This is a genomic window from Vibrio sp. TRT 17S01 (assembly GCF_050113695.1).
In the GTDB taxonomy this organism is placed as follows: Bacteria; Pseudomonadota; Gammaproteobacteria; order Enterobacterales; family Vibrionaceae; genus Vibrio.
Genome location: NZ_JBNJOG010000001.1, coordinates 501,992 through 528,042, shown reverse-complemented (window position 1 = coordinate 528,042; position 26,051 = coordinate 501,992). Strand labels below are relative to the sequence as shown.

The following is a 26,051-nucleotide window of genomic DNA, read 5'->3' as shown; positions in this document are numbered from 1 at the left end:
ACGTGTTCTATTGTGCTCACTTGTTTTAGCTGAACAAAAAGTTGGTGTGATTTTTGTCTATTGCTAAGCTTTATTGGTAGAGAACACTTGCTTATGTATTGATTTCCAATACCAAACTGAGGGCATTATGTTGTGAAATACCTAATTTTATTACTCAGTGTCATCGCGTTAATCCAAACCTCTACGGTACATGCAGAGACTTCCGATGCCTCTTCCTATCAACCAAAAGGAGCTGCGTGTGTGATCAGAGATGATTCTGGACAAGTGTTATTTGTCCAAAATTATCTTTCCGATACACTGTCCCTACCCGGCGGCTTCATTCAAAACGGTGAAGACTATCGTAGAGCAGCTGAGCGCGAAACGTTCGAAGAAACAGGGCTGAAGGTAAATGTTGGCAACCAGCTTGCGATTAACGACTACCGAGTTATCTATGCCTGCCAGACCGAGACTCAACACTCATATTTCTACCCCAACCTCAGTCAATATTATTATGGAAATGTCGTTCCTGTATTTAACGCACCACATTACGCCAAAGAGATACGGCAGGTTTTTCTGCTCCCACTAACAATAAAAGTACTTTCTGCATACCAATACCCTGATGACGTCGATTTGCTCATTCAGTGGTTAAAACAAACGCCAACGTCAAACTTCACTCAACAACAAAACCAAACGGTTGAGCCAAACTCTCTCATTCAAACTCAGCTCTCTTGGATCTCAGAGCTACAATCTCTCGCGCAAAACTTTGCCTTAATTAAGTCTGTATTGCACATATCTGTTTGGCTTAGTGACACTGTTATTGTCTTTATCACGCTCGCCATCGTTTTTGTCACTCTGCCATTAAAATACAGTGCAACCATGACATTTGCGCTGGTCCTTAGCTCCTATTCTGCCAATCTACTCACCCTTTTATTTGAAGTGCCAAGACCTTTTTATGTGGTGCCTTCATTACAAAATGCCGTCGCTGTTGGCTATGGCTTCCCAAGTATTAAGCTGGCGATTTCCTCGGCAATGGTTGGTATGTTGCTAAGCTGGTTAAATCACAATGGGCGTTGCAGTAAAATTGCCGCACTCATGAGTTGGCTTGTTGTGGTCATATTTGCAAGCCTTGCGATGGTATGGCTTGGTATACACTACCCCGCAGATGTCGTCGCTGGTTCAATATTAGGCGGTTTAGCTACAGTCATTTCTACGCTGCTATTTAATATGAACAATCATCACAACGAGCCTATTATTGAATCTCGCAGACTGTGGCTTTTTATGTTGTTCGTGTGCTTGTACGGCGTCTATGAAATGATTCAACCTTTTTATACTTACTTATGGTTTGCGGTTCTTGGCATACTCAGTTCACTGATTCTTAGCCAATTTGCACCGAGTATTACCGAGGAAGAATTGCATATCCACTGGCCTCGTGTGTTGATATCGTTCCTAGGGCTTGCCGCACTAATCGCAATCCCTCCAGTAATTACCAGTCCAACGGATTCAGCTGCATTCATTCTGCTCTCACATGCTTTTACCATATGGCTCTGCATTATTTGGCTGTTGGTCGCTTCGCCAGTATTGGCGAACCTTTTAAAAAGGTCACCTTAGAAGAAGCTTATCGGCAAATAGAAGTCGAGCTCAAATTGCTCAGATTCGTTGAGAAAGTGATTGTCGATATAACGCACGTACGCAGGTGTAGGCTGTTGCTTAAAGCCAGAATTAGGAAGCCAACGTTCTAATATCTGGCTGATCTGAGGCAGCAGCTCACCATATACTCCTGTTAGGCGGAAAACGGCATGGAGCCCACCGGGAATAGTCAGCTGGTTAACCATGCTCCTAACTTTAAGTGGGTGATCAATTTCAATACAAGCGACATAACGACAGCGTTCTAACTCAACCCAAGCGGGATTAGAGTGGTGCAAGCCATATTGTATCGACCAATCTCTTCCCTCTGCATTTGCCCACGCTTTAAGGATTTGCCACGCGTTTCGAATTGAGCGATTGTATCCCGTATGTCGGACATACGCGGCAAAACGCGGCGGAACTTCAATGATTTTTGGGGAAGGCAATTCCCGCTCCGCAACCCGAAGGTACCCTTGTGCCACTTCAGGATCATTTAAATACGGTTTGTGGGAAACTTGTAGATCATGCTTTCGCCACTCACCCGGCGACATGCTAAACGTTGCTTTGAAGGCTCGACTAAATGACGAGAGAGAGCTAAAGCCACATTTGTTTGCTATTTCCAATACGGGTGATTGTGCATCAAACATCAGCTGATTGGCCGCATATTCCATTCGAGTTCTTCGAATATACTGGTGAATAGACTCGCCAACTACTTTCTTAAACACTCGATGGAAATGTTGCTCAGAGTATGCTGCAACGCTTGCCAGCTCACTGGCAGGCAACTCTTGGCTGATGTCTTGGTGAATACGATAAAGAACATCATTAATTCTAGATATATGTTGTTGACTCATCCACATAAATCACATAAACGGACATATTCAAAAGCATAAATGGACAAATAATTTTTGACAACTCTTTGTACTATAAAGCGATAAAAAGGCAGTTTCAGAAAAATCGCCTACCCAATTAATTAAACTGAGCACAACATGGAAATAGCCAAATCATTACAACAAATTCAATCCTCATACATTCGAGAAATTCTTGCTGCTGCAAGTGATCCAAGCGTTATCTCTCTTGCTGGTGGGTTACCTGATGCACAAACATTTCCTATTGAGTTAATGAAGCCAACTTTAGCATCGCTTTCTGAGTTACCTGAAGTTTTCCAATATGGGGGAACACAAGGTTACGCACCGTTACTACAGCACTTACGCCTGCGCTTTCAGTTAACCCAAGATCATGACGTCATGGTCACTACTGGCTCACAGCAAGGACTCGATCTTATTGCCCGAGCTTACATAAACCCAGGCGATAAGGTTGTGATGGAAGCACCGAGTTATCTTGGTGCAATGCAGGTGTTTGGTTTAGTTCAGGCTGATATTCTCACTGTAGAACAAACAGAAGCAGGCCCAAATATCGAACAATTACAGGCATGTTTCGAGCAACATACGCCAAAGGTGTTCTATGCGGTACCAGATTTTCACAATCCAACCGGTGTTTGCTGGTCTCTTGAGACTCGTCAGCAAGTTGCCTCGCTCTGTCAACAATATAATGTTGCACTGATTGAAGATGCCCCCTACCGTGAGTTGCGCTTTGCGGGCGACGCACTGCCATTAGTCTCAGATTTTTGCCCTCAACACTCCATTGTGCTACGTTCATTTTCCAAGATTGCCTCACCCGGGCTCCGCATTGGTACGGTATCAGGTAAGAAAGACTACTTAGCTCCTTTAATTAAAATAAAACAAGGGGCAGATTTACACTCAAGTATTCCAATGCAGGCGTTACTTTTAGGGCTCTTAACTCACGAAAGCTTCCCTCAACATATGCAAGATATCTGTACGCTCTATAAAACGCGTTATCAGATATTGTATTCAGAACTCCGCGAAAAATTACCAGACGGTTGTTATCTGCAACCCATCAATGGCGGGATGTTTGTTTGGCTGTCATTACCACCGTGTGACACATTTTTCCTCGCTCAAACCATGCTTGAGAATGGCGTCGCAGTCGTACCAAGCCCTGTTTTTTATCCTCAAGAAAACGATGCCTCATCAGCGCTTAGGCTTAACTTCACCAATGCCTCACCACAACAGCTAAAACAAGCAGTAATACGCTTGGTAACCGCACTCAATCAAGTCATTAGTTAAGCAAAAGCCACCTCTATAAGGTGGCTTGGTAATTTTGGCTAAGAGTTGATGGGTTATTCCTCTCTCATCTGCCTTAAATTAACATTAAGTAAGGGAGCCGGCAGCTTTTCACTTGTTACGAATACATGCTCAGCTTTTTCATCAAAGGCTATCGCCTCTCCTTGTTTAAGTACAGGTAATGGAATACGTTCAGGCTGTGAATTCAGCGTACTTAACCAGTCTTGTTCTAGCGTATCTTTTTTAAAGATAAACGCATCACCATAGGTTAAAACCACAGCAGAAAGCCCATCTTCAGAAATATCCATACTGGTCGGTTTATTGGTATAGTTCGCCAAATCAATCAAACGATAAGATTGCTTTTCTGGCTTGGGAAGCGGAGTGATTTCACCAAGACGTTTAGCCACCATCCTCCAACTACGTTCAAACGTTAACGGCAGTTCGTAGAGCACTTGAGATTCTGTTCGCTTGCTTAATAATAAGATTTTGTTATTTACACTATCGATAGCAACCGCTTCACAATCACGAGGTCTATCTTCAAACGTAAAAGAAGAAGTCCAAGCAGGTTCAACAGCAATGCGTCCTCCTAACTCAACCTTGGATAAGTCAGGTTCTTCAATCACATTTAAAAAGCTTAAGGGACGTTGACTACCGTTATCGCCCACATCCGCAATCACAATATACGACTTTCCGTTGCGCTCGAATGTTGCAAGGTCTTCCCAATCGTCGTGAACCACCTTAATCATTTCCAGCGTTGCAATACGTTCACCTTGTGCATTAATTGCAAACAATTGAGGATAATTACCGTTGTCATTGTTTACCCAAATTACACCCGGATTCCGCTTCGATAGCGCGATACCGCTTAACTCTCCCATATTTTCTTGAGTAATATAATTGACAGAAATAAAGGGATACTTCGTCAGTTCATCTTCAAACTGAAAGCATGAAGATATTGTCGTAACAATAGGAAGCAGCAAAATGGCTTTGGTTAGCGTGCGAAATAAGGAAGGCATTTTTATAGTTGAGTTCGTATAATATTTAAGTACTGCACTTTAGCAAATTGCAACCATAGTACAACGTGAAAAACACTTTAAAGTACACCTCAAATCTTCATTCCCAATATTGAAGTCCAATATCAAAGCTAATCCATTATTTTGAGCAATTTAAGAGATCTCATCCCATTTTTATTTTGCTAACACTCTGCAATAAATCGGGCTTTTCTCGCTTGGGCAAGCGTACAACTTGTCTGCTCCATTAATTCGAAGAGTGTCATATTCGGTGTTGTTTGTATCAGGGTAATCAACTGCGCTTCTGTGGGTTCGTCACTCACTTTTACTTGACGTAATCCATCATCCACCTTAGTAATTAGAAATTGGCATGTATCAAAGTGCTCAGTTTTCATCTTACTAATCCATTTCTGAATTGATTCAATGTTTCCTGTCACTTGCCAGTTTCTTGAGCGGCGGATGCGTTTCAGCTCACAACCACTTTCTGAGGCCAATACTTTTGCCACTTTCACATACGCCCCTCCAATTCGATGAACGAGCGAAGGTAACGATATAGTCAAGGACGCTGTTGAAAATCTACTCTGTTTATCACTCAAAGGAAGCTCTCTTTGGAAACGTTCATTCACCCTATAATTAAAACGATATTTCAATTTCAAAATCAAATGATATATGATGCTTGCTCTTCTTAAAAATCAGTAATTATTATGATTTCACTAGATCTTGCACAGTTGGTTGGCCTGTTAAGCTTCATTTTGGGCGTTTGTACGTTTTATCAAAAAACGGATCGTACACTAAAGGTTATGATGCTAACACTCAACTTCAACCATATGGTGCATTATATGCTGCTAGACGCTCCAGTTGCAGCATTGAGCTCTTTTCTGTCTGGTCTAAGAACGTTCAGTTCTATAAAAACTAACTCACTGTATATCGCGGGATTATTCATAGTATTTGGCGTAACGATGGGGCTCTATATGGCAACAAGATGGACAGATATGTTAGCGATTATTGGGACAAGCATCGGTACTTACGCTCTGTTTCGGCTTGATGGAATAAAAATGCGCATTGCATTTCTTATTGGCGCTTGCTTTTGGTTGGCAAACAACCTCGTTTTAGGTTCTATCGGAGGCGTGCTACTTGAAGTAACGATGATTGCTGTTAACCTCAGTACCATCTATAGACTGAGTAAAAGTAAAATGAATCAAGTCTCTGAAGCTTAATAGTTACTGCTTGAGCTTACTTAAGAAAACCAGCAAACTCCTTGGCAGAAACTGGTTTGGAAAACAGATATCCTTGGAATTCATTACATCCTTCTAACCTTAGAATTTCCAGTTGCTCGTGAGTTTCCACCCCTTCAGCGACAACTTGTTTCTCTAAATTTCGCCCCATTTGAATGATCGTTCTCACTAACATTCGATCGGTTTTCTTTGTAACGCAATCATCAATAAAAGACTTATCAATTTTTAGTACATCAATGGGTAATCGCTTTAAATAGTTTAGTGATGAATAGGCAACACCAAAATCATCAATGGCTATAGTAACACCAAGTTCTCGCAACTTCTGACATGTCTCGGCAACTAGGGTCTTCCTCTGCATTAAAGTGGACTCTGTAATCTCAATCTGCAACAAGTGAGGAGGTAGTTGAATTTCAGAAATAACCGTTTTGACATATTGATATATATCATCATGAAGAAACTGAACGGTTGAAACATTCACAGAAATACATACATCGTGACCTTCTTTATGCCACTGATGAGCCTGCTGGCACGCCGTCTTAATCACCCAACGACCAATAGGAATAATCTGCGCTGTTTTTTCTGCAATCGCAATAAACTCCATCGGACTGATCACTCCCAAAAATGGATGAGTCCAGCGAATCAAAGCTTCCGCACCTAAGATCTTGTTCTGAATCACACAGACCTTGGGCTGGTACGCTAAAACAAACTGATTACTATTTATCGCGTCTTTCAGCTCTATTTCTATCTGATGCTGACGTATAGTTTCGTTGAGCAGTTCATCGTCATACCATTGCACCGTATTTGATCCAAACGTTTTTGCCTTGTAGAGGGCAATATCAGCATTTTTCCCCCATAGCCCTTTATTTCCTGAAGCGTCACTCAACACAGCAATGCCACTACTAAATGTTAAGGTATGAGAGGTATTTTCAACATCAAACATGCCATCATACTGCTCTCGTATAGAAGCTAAGATACGATCAGTTTTACCCCTGATGTCATGAGAAGATTCTAGGAGAATGATAAATTCATCTCCCGCAAGTCGGTATAGTTTTCCTCGTCCATCAAGCAGGCTCTGCAGTTTTCTGGTGAACGATATAAGTAATGAATCTCCATTGCTATACCCTAGGCTATCATTCACATTCTTGAACTCATTTAAACCAATTTGGATGACCGAATAGTCATTATCGCCGTCAGTATCTATCTCTTCTAAATCAGAATAGAAGGCTTTTCTATTGGGGATTTGGGTTAGGTGATCTGTAAACGCTGATTTTCTATAAAGCTTTGCTTGACGATAGTATTTTTGCTGAAAAAAACTCATTATGGTCGCGAACACCGTAATTGCGACAATCTCAATAGCGTCTTCAATAAATTCATCAAAATCTTCGCTAGGTAGTTCATACAAATAGCTAGCCACGAGTAAAAGGCAAGACATAATTGGCCAAAACGATCCGGGAAAGATGATGATGTAGCACAGAGGAAGGAAGATAAAACTCTCTTCGATTGCATCCAGCTCTAGCGGCTCTATGTAGCCTCCAACTAAGAGAATAGCCATTGAAAAGCACGCCGAAAGAGATTTCAGTTTATGCTGTTTGGCAAAAAGAGCCATAAGCATACTGATGGGGAATAAAATATAGATCCAGCGAACAAGTACGTGTTCTGTAATCAAAGTATGGGTAATCAGTATGACTGCAATTAGAAAACCCAAATAAAGCAAAGAGCGTACACTTGATAAAACATTATCTCCGCTCGATTTTTTTCCCATGCACACCCCAACAACACGTCGTACCGTTAAATGGATAATAACAAATTTATCATACAGAACAAGTATAAGTTATAGATAAAATATTTTTATAAATTAATAAGTATAGGCCTATTTATGAGAGTCAATGCACATTAAAAAAGCCTCACTATCGTGAGGCTTTTTATACTGAATAATATTTAACGCTATAACCCAATCTGTTCAGAAAGAACCTTTATCTGTTCTAAGTCCATTTGATGAACTCGAATCATCTGCTCAACTTGGCTCAATCTAGAGTTTGTTTCATCAAGTTTGTCACATGAATCTGATTTTGCATCCCAAGAGGTTCCCTCTAGGTAAACATCACACTCTTTTTTCAACGCTTTAATTTTAGGTAGAAGTGATTCTTGCTCTTTCTGCAATGATTCCAGTTCTTGTTTAACCTTAAGCTCTTTTTGAAACAACTCTCGGGAACGCTCAAACATTGTCGCTTGCATATCTGCTTGCCTGTTAAGCTTACTATTAGTCGTTGTGGCGCTCGCTAATTGCTTTTTCTGTTCTTCAAAGCTTGCTTCTAAAGATAAATTTACTTTTTCTAGCTCTTCAACCTGTTGCTGGAGCTTAGACAGTTCGTTTTGGTGCTTCTCGTTAGCCGTTTCAATCGCTTCTTGAAACTTTCGTTCAATTTCACTATCGACTTTCGCCGCTTTTTCTTCTACTTGTTGCACCAAGATTTGTTTGTTTTCCAGCAGCTCCTGATACTGTGACTCTAAACCTTGATAAGTACCTTGCCATTGAGAGGCCGTGATAGAAGAACCAATCAAACCACCAAGTGCTAACCCTAAAGCACCCGCTATCGCAATATAAAGGTATGTTTTTTTATCACGCTGCTCGATAACGACAACATCATCTTCCATATCGGTTTGCTTATTCACCTAACACTCCCAACATTTTCAATCAGCGTACTAATTCCGTTACCATTAGGGATACGGTGTACACAAGAAAACCAGATAATAGAGTAATCACCACCCATTTTTGTAGCTTTTCACTGGTGCGATACCGTATAAGCACAAAAGCAAGCGCAATTAATACAGCAATGGCGATTAACCTGGTCATACCCACTCCTTTGTCTTTCTCCATAAACTTAAGCACAAATAATAGCTTAAGCCCTCGAAGTTCCTCTTTATAGTTATACCATTAAATTGAAAGCCTTGGTCAGAAGTAAGTTGTTTTAATGAGCCTGTGTTGATTTATTGAGCAAACGCGACTTTTACTGATGACAAGGTTATTTGATTTCGTTAGTATCGCCGCTGCAAATTATCAATTTTAGATAATTGTTCCGATGAAGACTGCAGGAGAGTGGTTATTAACCAATTATTAACAATTGGTCAGATTAACCCGCCGAAGAAGTAAATCTTTCAGGTGCTTTATTCTGGTTATCCAGACCCAAAAGGGAAAAGCGAGGACTGTAGTTGGAGGAACCTCTGGAGAGAACCGTTAAATCGGTCGCCGAAGGAGCAAGCTTTGCGCAAGCAGAGTGAAACTCTCAGGCAAAAGGACAGAGGAGTGGAAAGTACTAACCCAGCTATTTGGTTTCATCACCTTGGCTTCGTGCGATCTTTGATCCGCACCCTTTCCCTCTTCTCCTTAAAAAGCGTTATTACTTAAGGGGAAATCATGGATAACCTTCAATCAATTTTAAAAACTATCGACAATTTTGTCTGGGGCCCGCCACTGCTGATTCTGCTTGTGGGTACTGGTGTTTATTTCACGTTTCGACTTGGATTACTTCAATTTCGTCACCTTCCAACAGCATTGAAAATGGTATTCAGCAAAGATGACACCCAAAAACAGGGTGACGTTTCTAGTTTTGCTGCACTTTGTACCGCGCTTTCTGCCACCATCGGAACCGGAAACATTGTTGGTGTTGCTACAGCCATCAAACTTGGAGGACCAGGTGCCTTATTCTGGATGTGGCTTGCTGCCCTTTTTGGTATGGCGACGAAATATGCTGAATGCCTATTAGCCGTAAAATATCGAAAAGTGGATGAGAAAGGACAAATGGTTGGCGGGCCGATGTACTACCTTCAATACGGTGTAGGTTCCAAAGCTTTAGCCATTATGTTTGCAGTATTTGCGCTTAGTGTTGCCTGCTTCGGTATCGGCACATTCCCTCAAGTGAATGCTATTTTAGATGCCTCAGAGATCTCATTTGGCGTTTCTCGCGAAATCTCAGCTGTGGTCTTAACCATATTAGTTGCATTTGTAACACTTGGTGGTATTCAATCAATCGCTAAAGTAGCAGGTAAAGTTGTTCCCGTAATGGCTGTGATCTACGTCGTTGCCTGTATGAGCGTTATCATCATGAACGCCGACCAACTGTTGAGTGCTATTGAACTGGTATTGGTTTCTGCTTTTACATCAACCGCAGCAACTGGTGGTTTCTTGGGCGCCAGTATTATGCTTGCTATCCAATCAGGCATTGCTCGTGGCGTGTTTTCTAATGAATCCGGACTCGGCAGTGCCCCTATGGCGGCGGCGGCGGCTAAAACTGACTCTTGTGTAAAACAAGGGCTGATTTCGATGACAGGTACGCTTTTCGATACCATTATCATATGCACAATGACAGGTTTAGCGTTAATACTGACTGGTGCATGGCAAAGTGATTTCGCTGGCGCAGCAATGACAACTCATGCTTTTGCCACTGGGTTAAACTCTCAAACCTTCGGGCCTATGCTGGTTTCTATCGGTTTAATGTTCTTTGCTTTCACGACGATTTTAGGCTGGAACTACTATGGCGAACGCTGTGTTGTGTTCTTACTGGGAACAAAAGCAGTCCTACCTTATAAAGTTATTTTCCTTTGCCTAGTTGCGTCAGGTGCATTCCTTCACTTAGATATGATTTGGATAATTGCTGATATCGTCAATGGGTTAATGGCGATTCCAAACCTGATTGGTCTAATTGCATTGCGTCACGTTGTCGTAGAAGAAACTAGACGCTTTTTCTCACCTGCTTCATTAGCTCAAAATATGAAGACAGTAAAAGCGTAAACAAAATCCAGAAAAGAAATAAAGCCAGAGTCATACTCTGGCTTTATTTTTATTGGCATCAAATAACATTGAGTCTTGGAAAGATTAATTCTTTCCCTCACCAGCATACAATCGGCCTGTTTAGCGTCATTGATAACTGGTTGATTACTTGAGCCACCATATAGAATTTAAATTACATGAAAAATCTAATAAAACTAATTTAGAGAACTAAAATGTTCTTATTCCGTACTAAAGAATGTAAAGTTTTTTCTCAAAAGAGCTTATAGTTTATTGATCGCTTGATCATTCATGCTGAATTCAAATTTAGCGTCTTGGTCGATTGTTTGAGGCAAGCTAATTTTAATAACAGGAATAGCAATACCAGTAACCTCATAAAAATCCTTTTGATATGACTGAGCTTCTAAACGCCCTGCATCTCCAGAACGATGTGTATAAAAGAAGCTCTGAATAGGTAGACTGCTACCAATGCCTTGCGGCCATGTTTTGATTCGGATTTCATTTTGAAGTGCAAAGCTCTCATCCCCTAGCAAGTGCATTGCTCTGATACCTTCATAAAAATTGGATGCCGTATTTCGAACACCCTCTTTTATGTTGAAACCACATTGAGTTTGTCTTTTATTCACCCCTTGTAAATTATAGGTTTGGGCATACCATTGCTCAGCGGTAAATACGCCCTGCTCATCACAAGAGAGGCTCGTTTCTGGATATGGCCTGTTTTTCCCACACCCCGAATCTTCACGTTGGTTAGTTGCAGCATCAACCGGATAGAAACAGAGATAATCGAGATCAACCTTGTCTCTTGGCCCACCAAATACTTGGTATACGGTGTAGCCACTTTTATAATTATAAGCGAGTCGACGGTATTTAGAATCCGTTCTCAAATAAGAAAAGGAAACACCCCCGCTTCTTTCTGAGTTTGGACTTGGGTTCCATATATAATAATCCCCTGGTACACCACCTCGAAAAGTAATCCCTGAACATAAAAATGCTGGCCTTCCTCGCCCGCCGCAATGTTGGTTGGTTTCATAATAATCTTTACTTAAAGCAGCAACGAGTGAGTCACCCTGACGTTGACTAATAAGATCTTGAGCAAAAACGGTAGCAGGTAGCAGCCATAAAAAAGAGATTATTATATTATTTGCTAATTTAGACATTGTTATTTCCTAAGCAATTACAGCGTATTAAAATCATAAAAATAAATATGACTTCATAAGTTTACTCACTGAATTAATAATAGGAAAACAGGTTTAATTTATACTGTTATTAATTTAATTAATACTTTCTAAAAGTAAACATTGATTAGCAAAAAACCAATTTATAAGTACCAATTAAAACATTAAACCAAAGTTTTAGTTGGTACACTATATATACAAATCAAAAAACATTTTCTTACATGTTAAGGCCGTTTATTTTTCTGTAAGAAGCTTAACTCCTAGCAACACCAGCACGGTTCCGGTCGTCCCTTCCATCCATTTGATGAAATTTGTATTGTTTAAAAGTGTTTTTGCATAGTTTATCGCACCAGAAAGCCCACATTGCCACACCATTGCGATCACAAAGTGAATGCCTGCCATTAAAAACGACTGACTAATTGGAGAATATTGAGAATCGATAAATTGTGGAAGAAAAGCTAAGTAAAACACTGCTGTTTTGGGGTTAAGGACATTAGATAAGAACCCTTCACGAAATGCCCGGCGTTTATTGAGTGATAATCTCTCCTCACGATCGACAATATGAGAATGATGTTGTTGGAAGACAGCTTTTAAACTCACTAAACCAAGCCAGATCAAATACCCTGCCCCAACTATTTTTACTAACGAGAATAATTCCGCCGATTGCGCCAATATTGCTGAAATACCAATTGCAGAAAACGTAGCATGAATAAACAAACCGCAGCAAATGCCCAAACTGGTTACCCAGCCATCCGCAATGCCCCCTCGTGATGTATTTCGTATCACCAGCGCCGTATCCAAGCCCGGAGTAAGCGTTAGGATAGTAATCGCAATAAGAAAGGCCTCAAAGTTTGCAATGAACATACATTCCCTGTGTAAAACATCAATGACAAAGCCAAAGTACCGTCATATCAAAAAAATGCCAACAAAAATCATTCTCATGACTTGGGCACAGAACACTTAATTGATAGACTTTCTACTCTTTTCTCTCGACGTCACGGATGGCAACCCCATGAGTGCATTCAAAAAACTAGTACAACATTCTCAAAAGATTTCTCACTTCAATCACCTTGCCGCCATTTGTGGCTGGGATCAGGCGGCAGTAATGCCTGCTGGTGGTAACCAAGCGCGATCAGAGGCAATGGCTGAGCTTTCTGTTCATATTCATAGCCTATTAACACAACCTCAACTTGCTGATTGGTTCGAACAAGCAGAAAGTGAGTCGTTATCCACTCAAGATAAAGCATCACTACGTGAACTAAAACGTCAGTGGCAGCAAGCTAACGTATTACCTGAAGAGCTCGTACAAGCAAAATCATTAGCAGGCTCTAAATGTGAACACGCTTGGCGTACTCAACGTACTGAAAACGATTGGCAGGGTTTCGAAAAGAACTGGGCTGAAGTTGTTAAGCTCTCCCAAGAAGAAGCTCAAATCCGAGCAGATGCAACGGGTTTGACTCCCTACGATTCAATGCTCGACATCTATGAGCCAGGCACAAACTCAACGTCCTTAGATTTGTTGTTTGACGATGTAAAAAGCTGGCTACCGGATCTCATCGATACTGTGCTCGAAAAGCAGAAATCTGAAACTTATCTTGCGCCTTCTGGGTTATTTGCCACACAAGAACAAAAAAACCTAGGTCTGGACGTAATGAAACTACTCCAGTTTGACTTCAACCACGGCCGTTTAGACGAAAGTGTTCATCCTTTCTGCGGCGGAGTTCCAACGGATGTGCGAATTACAACCCGCTACGACGAAAATGAGTTTGTTCAATCATTGATGGGCATCGTCCATGAAACGGGCCATGCTCGTTATGAACAAGGCTTACCTAAATATCTTGCAGGCACACCTGCCGGAGAAGCGCGCTCAATGGGTATTCATGAATCACAATCATTGTTCTTTGAGATGCAAGTTGGTCGTAGTGATGCTTTTATTGCACATTTATCTCGTTTGGCAGGGCAACATTTTGTTGATCATGAACCAAACCTGTTCTCCCAAGATAACTTTCAAAAGCTCTACACACGTGTCCAAAAAGACTTCATTCGCGTAGATGCCGATGAACTCACCTATCCTGCTCACGTCATTTTACGCTACGAGATAGAGCGTGATTTGATTAATGGAAAAATCAAGCACACCGATGTCCCTGAACTATGGGATACAAAAATGCAGCAATACCTTGGCTTATCAACTCAAGATAATTTCAAGAATGGTTGTATGCAGGATATTCACTGGACGGATGGCGCATTTGGTTACTTCCCAAGCTACACATTAGGCGCAATGTACGCGGCTCAATTTATGGGCGCGATGAAGCAAACGGTTGATGTAGATGGTGCAATTCACTCTGGTGATTTAACGCCTATATTTACTTGGTTATCCGATAATATATGGAGCAAAGGCAGTGTATTCACCACTGATGAGCTAGTGAAACAGGCAACAGGTGAAACATTGAATGCACAGCATTTTCGAAACCATCTGAGAAATCGCTATTTATAAACGAGAAAAGCAGAAGGTTTCCTTCTGCTTTTCTTTAAAACTCAATAGGATCTCATCAAATACCCCGCCCTTAAATCATTCCTTTTATTTATACGTACAGGCTCATTAATTACCTTAAGTTACTCAACTACTCACAAAGAGATCTATTCTGTACATAAGAAATAAGAAAAAATAAACTTTAGTTTAACCAAAAGGTTAAAAAAGCCATAAATTACCACAGAAATTTTACGGATAAGACGCTATATTTAACACAACAAACATTGCGATATTCAGCTACTTAGAATACATTACAGCATTTAATAAACTATAAGCATTTATAAAGGGAGTTTATAAATTATGCCAAAGCGTTTTACATGGACTTTACCTTTACTCTCTTTTTCCGTTATTGGTCAAACTTTGGTTGATTTAAAACCAACAGTACCGTTACCAAGCATCAGTAATAAAACACCAATAACTTTAGTCGCAGAAAAAGGGTTTTGGACCGATTATCTCAATGACAATATCGTCGCTGATTTTACGAAAGCGACAGGGGTACCCGTTGACGTCCGCTCAGTATCACTAGGGGAAATGTATCAATTACAAACCAGCTCAATGCAAAATGGGCAAGGCTTATTTGACGTTGTCACTATCGAAGCCGGCTGGGCAAAAGAGTGGGCATCCAACGGTTATACCGTACCTATTCGTGAGCTTGTGCAAAACTATGACCCACAGGCCGAAAAATACCTTTCAACCCTGACAAACAATTACTACCCTGCATTGCAAAGTATTCTGTCTTATAAGAATGAAATTCACAGCTTGCCTTATAATTCTTATGTTATGGGTAACCATTTTCGTCGTGACCTATTTGAGCACCCACAAGAGAAAGCAGACTTTAAGAAGAAATATGGCTACGAACTGATCCCACCGCAAACCTTTCAACAATTAAGAGATACCGCTGAATTTTTTACCCGCCCTAAAGGTACTCAACTTGCGGGAAAAACATTGCAGCATGATTTCTATGGCGTAGCGTTAATGTCTGGGAATAAGCCTCATATCAATGATGAGTTGTCGTCAATTTTATGGGGCATGGGCGGAAAGTGGTTTGTTCCTGAATATCAGGGAAACGATATTCAAGGTTTCCATGCCCGTTCACAATCCGAGCAAGCCAAAGCAGCCGCAAGCTACTACGTTGACCTAATGCAATACGCGATCCCTGCCGATGAAAATTTCGCTTTTTTTGAAGCAGCACAAGCTTTAAACCAAGGTAAAGTGGCGATGAGTCCATTCGCTTACAATAATATTTGGGCGATTTCAGGAAAAGTTAATCAAAATTTACCTGATGCAGAATTGGGTATTTCTACAGTTGCGGGGGGCAAGCCATATCATGGTGCTTATTCTTTTGCCGTAAGTTACGACAGTAAAAACCCAGAAGCAGCCTACTGGCTGCTGCGTTATGTCAGTAGCTTCGAAAGCCAGTTAGCTTATGCAAAAGGCGGTGGTAACCCTTGCCGATTGGACGTAGTCCGTTATCTCATGGATAGTTTAGATAAGAACTCGCCTCAATGGCAGGCTCTCGCGTCCAGTGAGTTGTCTGATCAGAGCTGGAAAGATCAAATAAACCGATATGGGCACTTTACCAGTACCGCTATGGGTTCTATCTACCCTAAGCTAATGGAAGCCGCTTATAGCATAGCAAGTGGCAATAATATTGATGCTACACTCCAAGCATTGACAACTCAGATCACGACATTACAGAACCTGTACGGCGAAGAGGCAATGTTGGCGGAGTGAAGGACTACGAATATCGCTCAATCAAAAAGCAACTGTACCTGTCCATTAGCGTTATAGGTATATTGACATTACTGACCGTTATGGTTGCTAACAACACCGCACAACAATTGAGCGATTCGTATCAACGCGCTGCGATTCAGTTTGTACCACTGAAAGAACAGGTTAGCCGACTTCAATCCAGCAGCGCCAACCTTAAATCAGAGCTTTTTGCCCTAAAGTCTGAGCAGAGAAGTATCAATACCCCGGTTCATATTCAGCGTCTTAAATATTCTTGGCAGCAAATTCGTGAACTGAACACTCAACTGCTCGCCTCTCCTCTTTTAGCACAACGTCGAGATGAGCTTGAAAGTGTGAATGACCGTATTCGCCAATACATTATCCATACCGATCACCTTGCCCAACTGTTCATCGCTCGAGCACAAATAAACAGTCATAAGCAAAGGGTGATACCAAGAGTACTGGCGCTTCTTGAGACAACAAAAAGTAAACTTCTACCCAAGCTTTTAGAGCTCAATCAAGATCTAGAAAAAAGCATTTCTTTAGACGGGCACGCATTCGCAACCACACACTCTCATCGCCATATTGAGGCAGAAAATACCATCGAAAGTGTTAGGACATTCCTCAATGTATACACAAGAGCCTTTCTTTTATCAGAGTTAATGGTGCAAGCCTCAACATCAGAAAACGTGAAAGAACTGAACAGACTTAAGCGTGAAGTCTTCCAGTTGAGTAACAGCATTGAAGAGCATGTATCTCAATTAGAAAATAAAGAGATTAGGAAAACTTCGAGGGAATGGTTATCTGATGCAAAAGCTCTTTATTCCGGTGCTATCTCCGTTTTCAACAATCAGTTAGCATATATTCGAACCGAGAAGGTTATAGAGACGCTCATTTCTCAGCAAGCGACAACCGCGGATGATCTTCTGGTCACTGGAGAACAAATTCGCGTTTATTTGCAAGACGTACTTGCTAAGGAAGCTGAAGTTGCAGAACGTAAACTTGAGCACAAAAAGCGAGTGCTCTGGGGTATCGCGATTTTCGGCATCATTCTCAGCCTTTCAATTGCCTATTTCTTTATTCAAAGACATGTTGTTGCACGTGTCACCAATATTCGAAACAATATCATCGAACTCTCTTACGGAAATACAGCCCTTGATATTGAGCGCCAATATCGAGATGAACTGGGTGACATGGAGGAAGCACTGGTGTTACTTCAAGGATATGTAAAACAAGTGCAAACCATGGCTAAGACCGACCCGTTAACCAAGCTCAACAACCGAAACCTATTTACTAGCACATTAAATCAATCCATCAATGAATGTAAAAATAAAACACAACCAATTGCATTGATGATCTTGGATATTGATTTTTTTAAGCAATATAACGACCTCTATGGCCATCCTGCTGGAGATCGAGTTATCGTGAAAATTGCAGATATTCTCACCACTCATTGCACTCGAAAAGGGGATTTTGTGGCGCGAATCGGTGGTGAAGAATTTGCTGTGATATTGCCCTATACAGGAAAAACCCAAGTTGAAGTAATTGCAGAACGAATTATGGAATCTGTCGCTCAACTAAAAGAAAACCATCAGGGTTCTACTATTTCTGAATATGTCACCTTATCAATTGGTATTAAGGTTGTTAATGCATTGGAAGATATCGACTCAGAAACCGCCTATATCCAAGCGGATCAGGCACTTTACCAAGCGAAGGAAACTCGAAACAGCATAAACATCGTGTAATAGGTTGCACACACCGCCTTTCCTACAAGCAACATACTCGTACAAAAAAGAGTGCCGCAGCACTCTTTTATATGTCACGTTAGTGGCGAGTTCTATAAACCTATAGGTTCATGATTTTTTCAAACTCTTCTTTTGAGTACTTTTTCTCGGTACTCTTAGTTAAGTCTGTCATCATTTTATAGCGGATCTCTGTTGCCATGGTTAAGGTACGTTGAAGCTGACCGTAGGAATAATCTGCTGCCATATCAAGCGCAGCCTGCTTGTCTTGTTGATATAACGATTTTAGTGTCATATCTAAGTTACTCACTTGCTGGTACAACTTGCTTTCCTCTTTATCCCACGTTGCTTTTAACATTGGTAGATACTTATCGGGATCTGCTGCCGCTAATGACGTTAGGCTGCGGAATTGCCAATAAGCAGAATCATCCGTGTAAGTATCGGAGCCAACCGTATAGGCGGTAGGATAATTATCTAATGAGCTATACAGTGGAATTAGCACCGATTCAGGAAGCACGCCAAAACTTTGCCAGATCAAACCTTGCAGTTCACGCGGCATTTCTGGTCGCAGTTGGATAATATGCGATTCCAATTGACGCTCGACACGAATTGGGCGTTGGCCCTCTTTTTCGAGCTCCGTTCCTTTGTATGTGGCACTAAGTAGTTCTGCCACATCATTGACGGTCACTTTCTCATCCGGTTTTAAGAACAGTGGATACTGCTCTTGGCGGGATGCTTGCTTGTGGCTGGCCGAAAGCATCTTTTGTCCTAACCATTCACGATCAATATTGTAGACATCTCCAACAACACCGAATGCTTTTGCAAAATTGAATGAAGCAGGGTCTACAGCATCTAACAGTTTATTCTGCTTAACAAAGTCCGCGATTTTCGGTGAATGCAGCACATCCGCACTACCAAGATCAACGCCATGAACGCGAAGGCCATTAGCAATCATTGCATAGCTATCATCAGGTACCTTTACCGCAATCCAATGATGCCCTGAACCTATTTCCATCAACCATGCTTCGTTAGGGTCAGCAATATATAAGCTGTTTCCCTCTCCTGCGCCAAATTCTTCAATATAACGACCAAGCAACTCTACCCCCTGCTTCGCCGTTTTGACTTGTGGCAAAATAAGTGAAGGAATGACCGCTTCGATCACACCTTTTTTGACTAAAGGATCTGCCTTTTGGGCTTTATCATTCACTTCCGCGCTGGTCGTCGCTGAGATTGCGACATTAAACTCGTTAATCCCACGCTCTTCATAATACTTACCGGCACTATCTACCGTATTTGCGTCCCAATCAGGGATTGCTGAGTAAGCATAAAATTCGGCAGGCATTGGCACCACCAACCCATTACCCAGCGTCCAATTGCCCGGCTCATTTTTCTGTGCAGGCCTGAAAGCTAAGTACTTATTCCAGTTGTTGATTCCAAAGTCCTCATTACGAGCAATCATGATACTGCCATCAGCGGTTGCTCCTTTACCAACAATAATGCCAGTACACGCAACAGCGCTACCACTAATCAGTGCAGCGACAGCCGCTGAAACAATTGTCACGGACCATGTTTTCATTCGTTGATCTCCATAAGGTGGTTTGCATAGCTATTCGGGAAAGTTGGTGTATTTGCTTACTCAGTCTTTCTTTTTTTATCTATTTAGTCATGCAGTGTATATCCCTTGAAAAACAATTAACTAACCATAGATCACACTATAATTTATAAAAAACACAGAAATATAAATAACAAAATGCGCAATATCACAGTGAATCACAAGGAAATGAATAATGGAAAATTTGTGAGAAATTTATGAGATTTTCATGAGATGGCTGTCATTTCTGCTTGTCATGATTAACCCGTCAGAACAACAAGCCTGAAGATAAAGGAAGACATCATGATCAAGAAAAAGACTCAACTCGGATTGATAACTGCAGCTCTCGCTACTGTTTGCTCGCCTACTTTTGCTGCTCAGTTAGATATCACTTTAACCAACGCCACCAAAGGGATCTACTTTACGCCGATCATTGCCGCAGCTCATGGTTCTGGTACTCAAATGTTCCGCACCGGAATAGCAGCAACACCAGAATTACAGGCAATGGCAGAAGGTGGTGATATTTCCGGGCTTGCAACATTGTTAGGCAACGCGGGTGCAACTCTCGTAGAAAACCCAGCTAGTGGCATTTTGAATCCAGCAGCTCAAACGCAGTTTTCAATTGATACAGGAAGTCACCAATACCTTTCTCTTTCTGCCATGTTGTTGCCAACAAACGATGGTTTCGTGGGCTTAGATAGCTGGAAAATCCCTTCAGCACCGGGCACATATACACTCACTCTCAACAGTTACGATGCAGGCACAGAAGCGAATGATGAACTTGCCTCAAGTATGCCAAATCCACCATTTATCACCTTCGGTTCAGGTGGCTCAGGAGTTGAAACCTCAATCACAAATAACACCGTTCACATCCACCCAGGAAACTTAGGGGATGCAGATGCAAATGGTGGACTTAGCGATCTTGATAATAGTGCTCATCGCTGGTTAAACCCTGTCGCTACTGTGACTATTGTCGTCAATTAAGGAGGCACTATGAAAGGCAAACTCCTTTTCATTGCCGGTGCTGTTGGCTTGCTCGCAGGCTGCCCGGATACAAGTAATAACAAAAGTCAAAATTACACTGTCACTGTGAAGAATGTTATGGCCAATCAGCCTCTTTCTCCTTTGGCTGTGCTATCTCATAACAACCAGTTTTCACTCTTTACCGTCGGAGAAAGTGCTTCCACCGAATTGGAATACCTTGCCGAAGGTGGTAGCAATGCAGAGCTTCTGGCGCTGTCGTCGAGTAGTCGAAACGTTCATCGTAGCGCCTCTGGCAATGGCGTGATTGTCCCCGGTGGTACAGACTCTGTGACCATCAAGGTTAATCCACATCGTGGGGGTTACCTGTCTGTTGCATCTATGCTGGTCAATACGAATGATGCTTTTGTTGCTAAAAATGCTTTTGATATCAAAAGTCTTTCGGTTGGAGAAAGCTACCAAATGACCATGAACGTTTGGGATGCTGGTACAGAAGGTAACGACGAGTCTGCGGCAACCATTCCCGGTCCAGCGGGCGGAGGTGAAGGTTTTAACGCTGCACGTAATGATGACGATGCCGTCACTTTCCATCCCGGCGTCGTGAGCCAGGACGACGGATTGATTGGTTCTGCTCTTTCTGCAAACCACCGTTTTCTTAACCCAGGCGCTGTCATCACAATAACGCGTAACAATTAAGCTTTAAGTTTGTAGATCACTGGCCAGGCCCTCTCGCTCTTTATCTGTCCGTGATATTGAGGTTGGTGATCTACTTTTTTCTTAATACCCTTGCTTCTCTATTTTCAAAGAGGAGTGAAAGAAACTGGCTTTATGTCCGGTCGATTGGTTGATGCATCCTCAAAAGGAATAGATTCATGCAGCAAACCAACGCATTGACTGCCGCCCACATATTGTTAGTTGAAGATGACGACGATTTAGCCGAATTGATGCAGTTGCATTTAAAGTTTCAGGGTCACACGGTGACGCGCAAAGAACACCTCAAGCATGCAATTGCCAGTTACGAAAAAGAAAAGTTCGATTTACTTGTGCTTGATAGAGGCTTACCAGATGGCGACGGCATCGACATCTGCCATTACTTAAGAGATAGGAATGACTGGACACCGGTTTTAATGCTGACAGCACGAGACAGTGAAATCGATAAAGTGGATGGACTGGAGGCTGGCGTGGATGATTACATTACCAAACCTTTTAGCGTTTTAGAATTTCAGGCCCGAGTGCGTAACGTGTTAAGGCGCATCCAAAGCCGTGATCTAGCTAAAGTCGAACCAACCTCCGACTCGCAACTGTTGTTTGGAACACTCAGTATTGATCCAACACATCACCATGTAGCGTTAGACAACCAATCCGTCCATCTTACTGCCAACGAATTTGCCTTGCTCCATTTTATGGCGAAGCGACCCGGTCGAGTTTATAGCAAAGACGAACTATTAAGCCATGTTTGGCAAACAGACCATTCAGGCTATCACCATACTGTGTGTAGCACAGTGAACCGCTTAAGAAACAAGCTAAAAAGCTCAACGATTGAGCATCATTATATTCAAACCGTATGGGGCGTTGGCTACAAGTTCCAGCCAGCATAAAAAGATGAGTTTTAAGACACGTTTATTTGTTTTTACCTGCTTATGGTTTTGCCTATCATCGGTGTTAATCGCCATGACTTATAGCTGGCAAAAAGAAACCATTGAGCAACGCGCTCAACAGAGTTTACACAAAGACCTTGCCATTCATATGCGTGACGATAATACGTTAATGATTGGCACTAACTACAACCCTGACGCCTTAAAATCTATCTTCCATACTCTGATGTTGATTGGCCCAGACTTTGAGATCTATTTTTTGGATGCTCAAGGTAAAATCACCACTCACGCTGCCCCTGAAGATGCCGTCCTGAGTCCAAGCGTAGATCTGATTCCTATTAGACGTTTCCTATTAGATGATCCTTTCCCGATACTGGGAGACGACCCCCGTAATCCCGGTGAACAAAAAGTCTTTTCCGTCGCTGCTATCGAAGAATTCGGTTCTGTGATTGGTTATTTGTATGTTGTCATTGGCAGCAGCAAGCACAGCGCCATTTTACAAGCGGAAGTTGATACGCCGTATGTTGCACTCATCATACTGTTTTTGGTCTCAATCATTGGTTTTGCGGGTACGGTTTATTGGTTAGTACAACGTAACTTATTACATCCAATAGAACACGTAACTCGTAAATTGCAGCAGCAAGCGGATCAAGACTTTCGCCTATCACCCGATTTCACACGGCAGGTACCAGAGCTGGTACCTATCGCTCACCAATACCACCTGATGGCAAAACACATCCAACAACAGTTTCTGCAGGCAGAGTACCAGAGCAATCAACAAACAGAATCCTTGTTGCAGCTGAGCCATGATCTAAAAACACCGCTTTCTAGTATTCTTGGTTACCTTGAAACGTGGCGGCTACAGCAAGATACGCCCGATCCGCTGATCGAAGTGGCTTACAGAAACAGTGAAAAGCTCTCTGCACATTTAAATCAGCTGCTCCAATCGGCAAAACGACCAACAAAATCTCTGTCATATCGTTATGAACGAGTTGATCTTTGCCATGTATTGCACGATGTTCAAGAAACGTTTGAAGGCCAGTTTCGCCGCAGAAACCTCACACTAGATACAAAAATAGATACTGAGTTGATCACCATAGGCGATCACATGTTGCTTGAACGTGCACTACACAACTTACTTGAAAACGCACTGCGGCATAGCCCAACGGAGTCGATTGTTACGTTAAGGGTCAGTTTGAAAGACAAAGACAACATCGAATTCGAACTGACCAACCCAGTTTGGCAGGATGCTCCGAGTGGGTCACTGGGCATTGGCAGCCGGATTGTTCAATCGATTTTAATGCTTCACCACAGCTACCTACAAACTTCGGCGAGTAAGACACTATACCGCCAGCGTTTTGTATTGCGTGCTGCACCATAATCGTTAAAAAATGAAGCAATAATTGGCTTAGTTAAACATCTATTACGCCTCGCCAACCATTTTGATTGGCGAGTTGCTTCAATACTGCTAACTCTTGTTTTGTCTGCTCTTCCAACCACAATCGAATATCTTCGATGACATCACTTTGAGTACGTGCATGACAGTAATAACGCCAGTCACTGTGTTGTATTTCTACCGCTTTCGGGCATTGTAAATACTCCCGCTTCAGCTCGGGTAAGATCAGTAATAAGTCCGTCACTGTCACTCCTTGTCCTGACAAGCACGCACTCAGGGCCAATTCTAAGCTGTAAAAACTGGTATTTCGGTTTGCTTTAGTAGAAAAATGTTTTGCGGTCTTAAGCCATACATTCCAATCATGGTGATCAAGCGAAGAATGAACTCTGGGTTTATTCAGAATGGCCTCTAATGAAGTATCATTCCCTAAGAGCTTCTCTGCCCCAACGGGTGCCATGTACTCTTCACGCATAAAGGTAATGTCAGGCTTGTTTTTATAGCGTTCCTTTAACCGAGTGGTAAAAATCAGCAAATCGTAATCGGGGCTGTTGACACTTTCTTCTTCATCAAACGTAGGCACAATGGCAATTTCATAGTCTGGGTAACGTTCATTCAACAAATGAACTTTGGGTAATAACGCTCGAGTGGCATAACTCAACGCAGCCTTAATCACTATTCTTTTGCTCTTAGGACCACGCCAAGATTCAATGAGAGCATCGAGTGACTGATAATTTTTTTGTAGCGCATGGAAAAGAGCTAATCCTTCCTCTGTCAGCTCAATAGCCCGATGTTTTCGTACCACTAGAGATGTCTTGAGCTCATCCTCCAACTGCTTTACCTGACGGCTAACGGCACTTTGCGTAACATTGAGTTCATCAGCGGCGAAGGTAAAGCTCATCTTGCGTGCAACTGCTTCAAACACTTTCAACGCATTGTGAGAGTAAGGAAGATTTGAGTAAGGTGCCATCATTCAATTCACATGAGTTTAAGGAATGCCAGATTGGCATAAAAGTCAATTGAACACCAGAGCAATACCCCTTAACGTTGCCGAATAATTCTTATGAGGCTGCTATGAAGAAAATCTTATCACTGGCATTTCCACTGATCATGTCACAGTTAATCGCAATGGCACTTGTTCTCACCGATGTGTGGATGATGTCTCGCCTTAGTGTCGCAGATCTTGCTGCTGGTGGTTTAGGCGCCTCAATTTACTCTTTTGTCTTCATCATCGCAGGAAGCACTGTTGGTTGTGTTGCAAACTTAATTGCGATTGCTTACGGGCAACGGTTGTCACGTCCTGAATACGGCAACCAACAAATACGGCTGGCAGTAAAAGGAGCCATATTACTTTCTGTAGCGCTGACAGTGGTTCTGACATTCGGGTTTGAATTTGCTCCTCAGTTACTCAAACAGGCCCATCAGCCTGACGAAGTCATCACACTTGCCATGCAATATGTCGATGCGTTGAAATGGACCATGCTCCCTGCTCTGCTCATGTTGGTCTTGCGCGGATTAACCAGCGTGTTGGGCGATGTAAGATCAATCATGATCATGTCTGCGGTAACTATCCTTCTTAACGTTCCTTTAAGCTATGTTTTAGCCTTCAATATGGGATTTGGGTTAACAGGCCTTGGGGCTGGCACTGCTCTGGCTACGCTACTGGTGACCATCGGTTATGGTATATGGATCTTCCGCCGTCCTGAATATCAAAAGTTTGCACCATGGTTACAGCTTGATGAATACTCGTTGTCGCTCATGAACCCATTACTTGCAATGGGCTTTCCCATTGCACTGGCTGCATTGTTAGAACATGGACTTATTTATGGCGGAACTTTGATGGCTGGAGCCATCAGCATCACCGCATTAGCGCTACACCAAATACTCTTACAATGCCTTAGCTTTACCTGGAACATTAACTTTGGCTTCTCTCAGGCAGCAGCAATATTAGTCGGGCAAGATTTTGGGGCCAATGATATGGCAGGGATCAAACGAACGGCGATGCGCAGTTTTACGCTAGTTAGCGGTATTAGTATCGTACTTGCTGGCGCTTTTATGTTGTGGCCAGAGTACATCGCACTATTTTTCGGCTTAGATGCAAGTACCTCTGTATTACTTGAATCTGTGTTATGGGTGGTCGCATTATCTTTTATCGTCGATGCTTGGCAGCTACTCGCGATCAATCTGCTACGTGGTATGAAGATTGTGGTTGGCCCAACCGTGATCACTGCCATTGGTTATTGGGGTTCTGGCCTCCCCGCTGCGTGGTGGTTCATGGAGCGTCATGAGCTAGCAGGTATTTGGGGCGGCATCGGTGTTGGTTTGGCAGCAACAGGCGTCCTCTTACTCATTATGTTAGTGCAACGTCTAAAAGCTCCCAGCTCACCTTTACCTCAACACTCCGCTGCCTAATCATTCAAACAGTAAAAAGCGCCTTAGAAATCAAGGCGCTTTTTTATTCTTCCCTTCTAAACCAATCGTGAAATCAGCTATAAAACCATCTGCATAAACACAAATCACAATATCTTTTTAATTATGATGAAGA

The 26,051-nt window shown here is 42.2% G+C and carries 22 protein-coding genes and 1 riboswitch; of the genes, 12 read left to right on the top strand and 10 right to left on the bottom strand.

Features of this window, described 5'->3' with window-relative positions:
* Positions 1–132 precede the first annotated feature (132 nt).
* Entirely contained in the window at positions 133–1,587 is a 1,455-nt protein-coding gene (locus ACQEXS_RS02295) for a bifunctional NUDIX hydrolase/phosphatase PAP2 family protein (protein ID WP_427012660.1), read from the top strand.
* On the opposite strand, the gene ACQEXS_RS02290 is transcribed toward ACQEXS_RS02295, so the two are convergent.
* Positions 1,584–2,453, bottom strand: coding sequence for an AraC family transcriptional regulator (locus ACQEXS_RS02290; protein ID WP_427012659.1), 870 nt, complete (start codon positions 2,451–2,453; stop codon positions 1,584–1,586). The genes ACQEXS_RS02295 and ACQEXS_RS02290 overlap by 4 nt on opposite strands.
* Positions 2,454–2,588: 135 nt before the next feature.
* Between ACQEXS_RS02290 and ACQEXS_RS02285 the strand changes: the two genes are divergently transcribed.
* Positions 2,589–3,743 (top strand): PLP-dependent aminotransferase family protein, encoded by a 1,155-nt coding sequence (locus ACQEXS_RS02285; protein ID WP_427012658.1) that lies wholly within the window; start codon positions 2,589–2,591, stop codon positions 3,741–3,743.
* A 53-nt stretch (positions 3,744–3,796) separates the two neighbouring features.
* Here ACQEXS_RS02285 and ACQEXS_RS02280 read toward each other — a convergent pair whose 3' ends face one another.
* Entirely contained in the window at positions 3,797–4,753 is a 957-nt protein-coding gene (locus tag ACQEXS_RS02280; RefSeq protein ID WP_427012657.1) for a hypothetical protein, read from the bottom strand.
* 179 nt (positions 4,754–4,932) lie between these two features.
* The gene (locus ACQEXS_RS02275) at positions 4,933–5,259 is read right to left on the bottom strand and encodes a ribosome recycling factor family protein (protein ID WP_427012656.1); all 327 of its coding nucleotides are present in this window, start codon (positions 5,257–5,259) and stop codon (positions 4,933–4,935) included.
* Between the two features lie 192 nt (positions 5,260–5,451).
* Here ACQEXS_RS02275 and ACQEXS_RS02270 point away from each other — a divergent pair, with 192 nt between their 5' ends.
* On the top strand, positions 5,452–5,964 hold the full coding sequence (locus ACQEXS_RS02270; protein WP_427012655.1) for a YgjV family protein: 513 nt from the start codon (positions 5,452–5,454) through the stop codon (positions 5,962–5,964).
* A 16-nt stretch (positions 5,965–5,980) separates the two neighbouring features.
* Here the strand turns inward: ACQEXS_RS02270 and ACQEXS_RS02265 are convergent, their stop codons facing one another.
* The 3 genes from ACQEXS_RS02265 to ACQEXS_RS02255 all read right to left on the bottom strand — a co-directional run bounded on the left by ACQEXS_RS02265 (position 5,981) and on the right by ACQEXS_RS02255 (position 8,836).
* A complete protein-coding gene (locus ACQEXS_RS02265) occupies positions 5,981–7,744 on the bottom strand; it encodes a putative bifunctional diguanylate cyclase/phosphodiesterase (protein WP_427012654.1) in 1,764 nt (587 codons plus the stop codon).
* A 182-nt stretch (positions 7,745–7,926) separates the two neighbouring features.
* Positions 7,927–8,655 (bottom strand): chromosome partitioning protein ParA, encoded by a 729-nt coding sequence (locus ACQEXS_RS02260; protein WP_427012653.1) that lies wholly within the window; start codon positions 8,653–8,655, stop codon positions 7,927–7,929.
* A 22-nt stretch (positions 8,656–8,677) separates the two neighbouring features.
* Complete coding sequence (locus tag ACQEXS_RS02255; RefSeq protein ID WP_367988889.1) at positions 8,678–8,836, bottom strand: hypothetical protein; 159 nt, start codon at positions 8,834–8,836, stop codon at positions 8,678–8,680.
* 358 nt (positions 8,837–9,194) lie between these two features.
* A riboswitch (glycine riboswitch) is annotated at positions 9,195–9,292 on the top strand.
* Between the two features lie 105 nt (positions 9,293–9,397).
* Here ACQEXS_RS02255 and ACQEXS_RS02250 point away from each other — a divergent pair.
* On the top strand, positions 9,398–10,771 hold the full coding sequence (locus ACQEXS_RS02250) for an alanine/glycine:cation symporter family protein (RefSeq protein ID WP_427012652.1): 1,374 nt from the start codon (positions 9,398–9,400) through the stop codon (positions 10,769–10,771).
* A gap of 260 nt (positions 10,772–11,031) precedes the next feature.
* Here the strand turns inward: ACQEXS_RS02250 and ACQEXS_RS02245 are convergent, their stop codons facing one another.
* Positions 11,032–11,925: a halovibrin HvnA gene (locus tag ACQEXS_RS02245; protein ID WP_427012651.1), complete on the bottom strand. Its 894-nt coding sequence runs from the start codon at positions 11,923–11,925 to the stop codon at positions 11,032–11,034.
* A 252-nt stretch (positions 11,926–12,177) separates the two neighbouring features.
* Positions 12,178–12,807, bottom strand: a complete 630-nt coding sequence (locus ACQEXS_RS02240; protein WP_427012650.1) for a LysE family translocator — start codon at positions 12,805–12,807, stop codon at positions 12,178–12,180.
* Between the two features lie 148 nt (positions 12,808–12,955).
* Between ACQEXS_RS02240 and ACQEXS_RS02235 the strand changes: the two genes are divergently transcribed.
* From ACQEXS_RS02235 to ACQEXS_RS02225, 3 genes are all read left to right on the top strand, one after another.
* The gene (locus ACQEXS_RS02235; protein ID WP_427012649.1) at positions 12,956–14,437 is read left to right on the top strand and encodes a carboxypeptidase M32; all 1,482 of its coding nucleotides are present in this window, start codon (positions 12,956–12,958) and stop codon (positions 14,435–14,437) included.
* A gap of 336 nt (positions 14,438–14,773) precedes the next feature.
* Positions 14,774–16,207, top strand: coding sequence for an ABC transporter substrate-binding protein (locus ACQEXS_RS02230; RefSeq protein ID WP_427012648.1), 1,434 nt, complete (start codon positions 14,774–14,776; stop codon positions 16,205–16,207).
* Positions 16,204–17,949, top strand: coding sequence for a diguanylate cyclase domain-containing protein (locus ACQEXS_RS02225; protein ID WP_427012647.1), 1,746 nt, complete (start codon positions 16,204–16,206; stop codon positions 17,947–17,949). Before ACQEXS_RS02230 ends, ACQEXS_RS02225 begins: the two co-directional genes overlap by 4 nt.
* Positions 17,950–18,049: 100 nt before the next feature.
* Here the strand turns inward: ACQEXS_RS02225 and ACQEXS_RS02220 are convergent, their stop codons facing one another.
* Positions 18,050–19,522, bottom strand: a complete 1,473-nt coding sequence (locus tag ACQEXS_RS02220) for a C69 family dipeptidase (RefSeq protein WP_427012646.1) — start codon at positions 19,520–19,522, stop codon at positions 18,050–18,052.
* 321 nt (positions 19,523–19,843) lie between these two features.
* On the opposite strand from ACQEXS_RS02220, the gene ACQEXS_RS02215 reads away from it, so the two are divergent.
* The 4 genes from ACQEXS_RS02215 to ACQEXS_RS02200 all read left to right on the top strand — a co-directional run bounded on the left by ACQEXS_RS02215 (position 19,844) and on the right by ACQEXS_RS02200 (position 23,494).
* A complete protein-coding gene (locus tag ACQEXS_RS02215; RefSeq protein ID WP_427012826.1) occupies positions 19,844–20,521 on the top strand; it encodes a spondin domain-containing protein in 678 nt (225 codons plus the stop codon).
* 9 nt (positions 20,522–20,530) lie between these two features.
* On the top strand, positions 20,531–21,214 hold the full coding sequence (locus ACQEXS_RS02210; RefSeq protein ID WP_427012645.1) for a spondin domain-containing protein: 684 nt from the start codon (positions 20,531–20,533) through the stop codon (positions 21,212–21,214).
* A gap of 176 nt (positions 21,215–21,390) precedes the next feature.
* Complete coding sequence (locus tag ACQEXS_RS02205; protein WP_427012644.1) at positions 21,391–22,116, top strand: response regulator transcription factor; 726 nt, start codon at positions 21,391–21,393, stop codon at positions 22,114–22,116.
* A 4-nt stretch (positions 22,117–22,120) separates the two neighbouring features.
* The gene (locus tag ACQEXS_RS02200) at positions 22,121–23,494 is read left to right on the top strand and encodes a sensor histidine kinase (RefSeq protein WP_427012643.1); all 1,374 of its coding nucleotides are present in this window, start codon (positions 22,121–22,123) and stop codon (positions 23,492–23,494) included.
* 31 nt (positions 23,495–23,525) lie between these two features.
* Here ACQEXS_RS02200 and ACQEXS_RS02195 read toward each other — a convergent pair whose 3' ends face one another.
* Positions 23,526–24,476: a LysR family transcriptional regulator gene (locus tag ACQEXS_RS02195; protein ID WP_427012825.1), complete on the bottom strand. Its 951-nt coding sequence runs from the start codon at positions 24,474–24,476 to the stop codon at positions 23,526–23,528.
* Positions 24,477–24,580: 104 nt separating this feature from the next.
* Here ACQEXS_RS02195 and ACQEXS_RS02190 point away from each other — a divergent pair, with 104 nt between their 5' ends.
* Positions 24,581–25,918, top strand: coding sequence for an MATE family efflux transporter (locus tag ACQEXS_RS02190; RefSeq protein ID WP_427012642.1), 1,338 nt, complete (start codon positions 24,581–24,583; stop codon positions 25,916–25,918).
* Positions 25,919–26,051 lie beyond the last annotated feature (133 nt).

What these genes read in the sequence shown, in the direction of transcription:
- ACQEXS_RS02195 (WP_427012825.1), bottom strand. Translation starts at nt 24,476, where the DNA reads ATGGCACCTTACTCAAATCTTCCTTACTCTCACAATGCGTTGAAAGTG.
- ACQEXS_RS02190 (WP_427012642.1), top strand. Translation starts at nt 24,581, where the DNA reads ATGAAGAAAATCTTATCACTGGCATTTCCACTGATCATGTCACAGTTA.
- ACQEXS_RS02210 (WP_427012645.1), top strand. Translation starts at nt 20,531, where the DNA reads ATGAAAGGCAAACTCCTTTTCATTGCCGGTGCTGTTGGCTTGCTCGCA.
- ACQEXS_RS02290 (WP_427012659.1), bottom strand. Translation starts at nt 2,453, where the DNA reads ATGAGTCAACAACATATATCTAGAATTAATGATGTTCTTTATCGTATT.
- ACQEXS_RS02245 (WP_427012651.1), bottom strand. Translation starts at nt 11,925, where the DNA reads ATGTCTAAATTAGCAAATAATATAATAATCTCTTTTTTATGGCTGCTA.
- ACQEXS_RS02250 (WP_427012652.1), top strand. Translation starts at nt 9,398, where the DNA reads ATGGATAACCTTCAATCAATTTTAAAAACTATCGACAATTTTGTCTGG.
- ACQEXS_RS02200 (WP_427012643.1), top strand. Translation starts at nt 22,121, where the DNA reads ATGAGTTTTAAGACACGTTTATTTGTTTTTACCTGCTTATGGTTTTGC.
- ACQEXS_RS02255 (WP_367988889.1), bottom strand. Translation starts at nt 8,836, where the DNA reads ATGACCAGGTTAATCGCCATTGCTGTATTAATTGCGCTTGCTTTTGTG.
- ACQEXS_RS02285 (WP_427012658.1), top strand. Translation starts at nt 2,589, where the DNA reads ATGGAAATAGCCAAATCATTACAACAAATTCAATCCTCATACATTCGA.
- ACQEXS_RS02230 (WP_427012648.1), top strand. Translation starts at nt 14,774, where the DNA reads ATGCCAAAGCGTTTTACATGGACTTTACCTTTACTCTCTTTTTCCGTT.
- ACQEXS_RS02270 (WP_427012655.1), top strand. Translation starts at nt 5,452, where the DNA reads ATGATTTCACTAGATCTTGCACAGTTGGTTGGCCTGTTAAGCTTCATT.
- ACQEXS_RS02205 (WP_427012644.1), top strand. Translation starts at nt 21,391, where the DNA reads ATGCAGCAAACCAACGCATTGACTGCCGCCCACATATTGTTAGTTGAA.
- ACQEXS_RS02240 (WP_427012650.1), bottom strand. Translation starts at nt 12,807, where the DNA reads ATGTTCATTGCAAACTTTGAGGCCTTTCTTATTGCGATTACTATCCTA.
- ACQEXS_RS02220 (WP_427012646.1), bottom strand. Translation starts at nt 19,522, where the DNA reads ATGAAAACATGGTCCGTGACAATTGTTTCAGCGGCTGTCGCTGCACTG.
- ACQEXS_RS02235 (WP_427012649.1), top strand. Translation starts at nt 12,956, where the DNA reads ATGAGTGCATTCAAAAAACTAGTACAACATTCTCAAAAGATTTCTCAC.
- ACQEXS_RS02280 (WP_427012657.1), bottom strand. Translation starts at nt 4,753, where the DNA reads ATGCCTTCCTTATTTCGCACGCTAACCAAAGCCATTTTGCTGCTTCCT.
- ACQEXS_RS02265 (WP_427012654.1), bottom strand. Translation starts at nt 7,744, where the DNA reads ATGGGAAAAAAATCGAGCGGAGATAATGTTTTATCAAGTGTACGCTCT.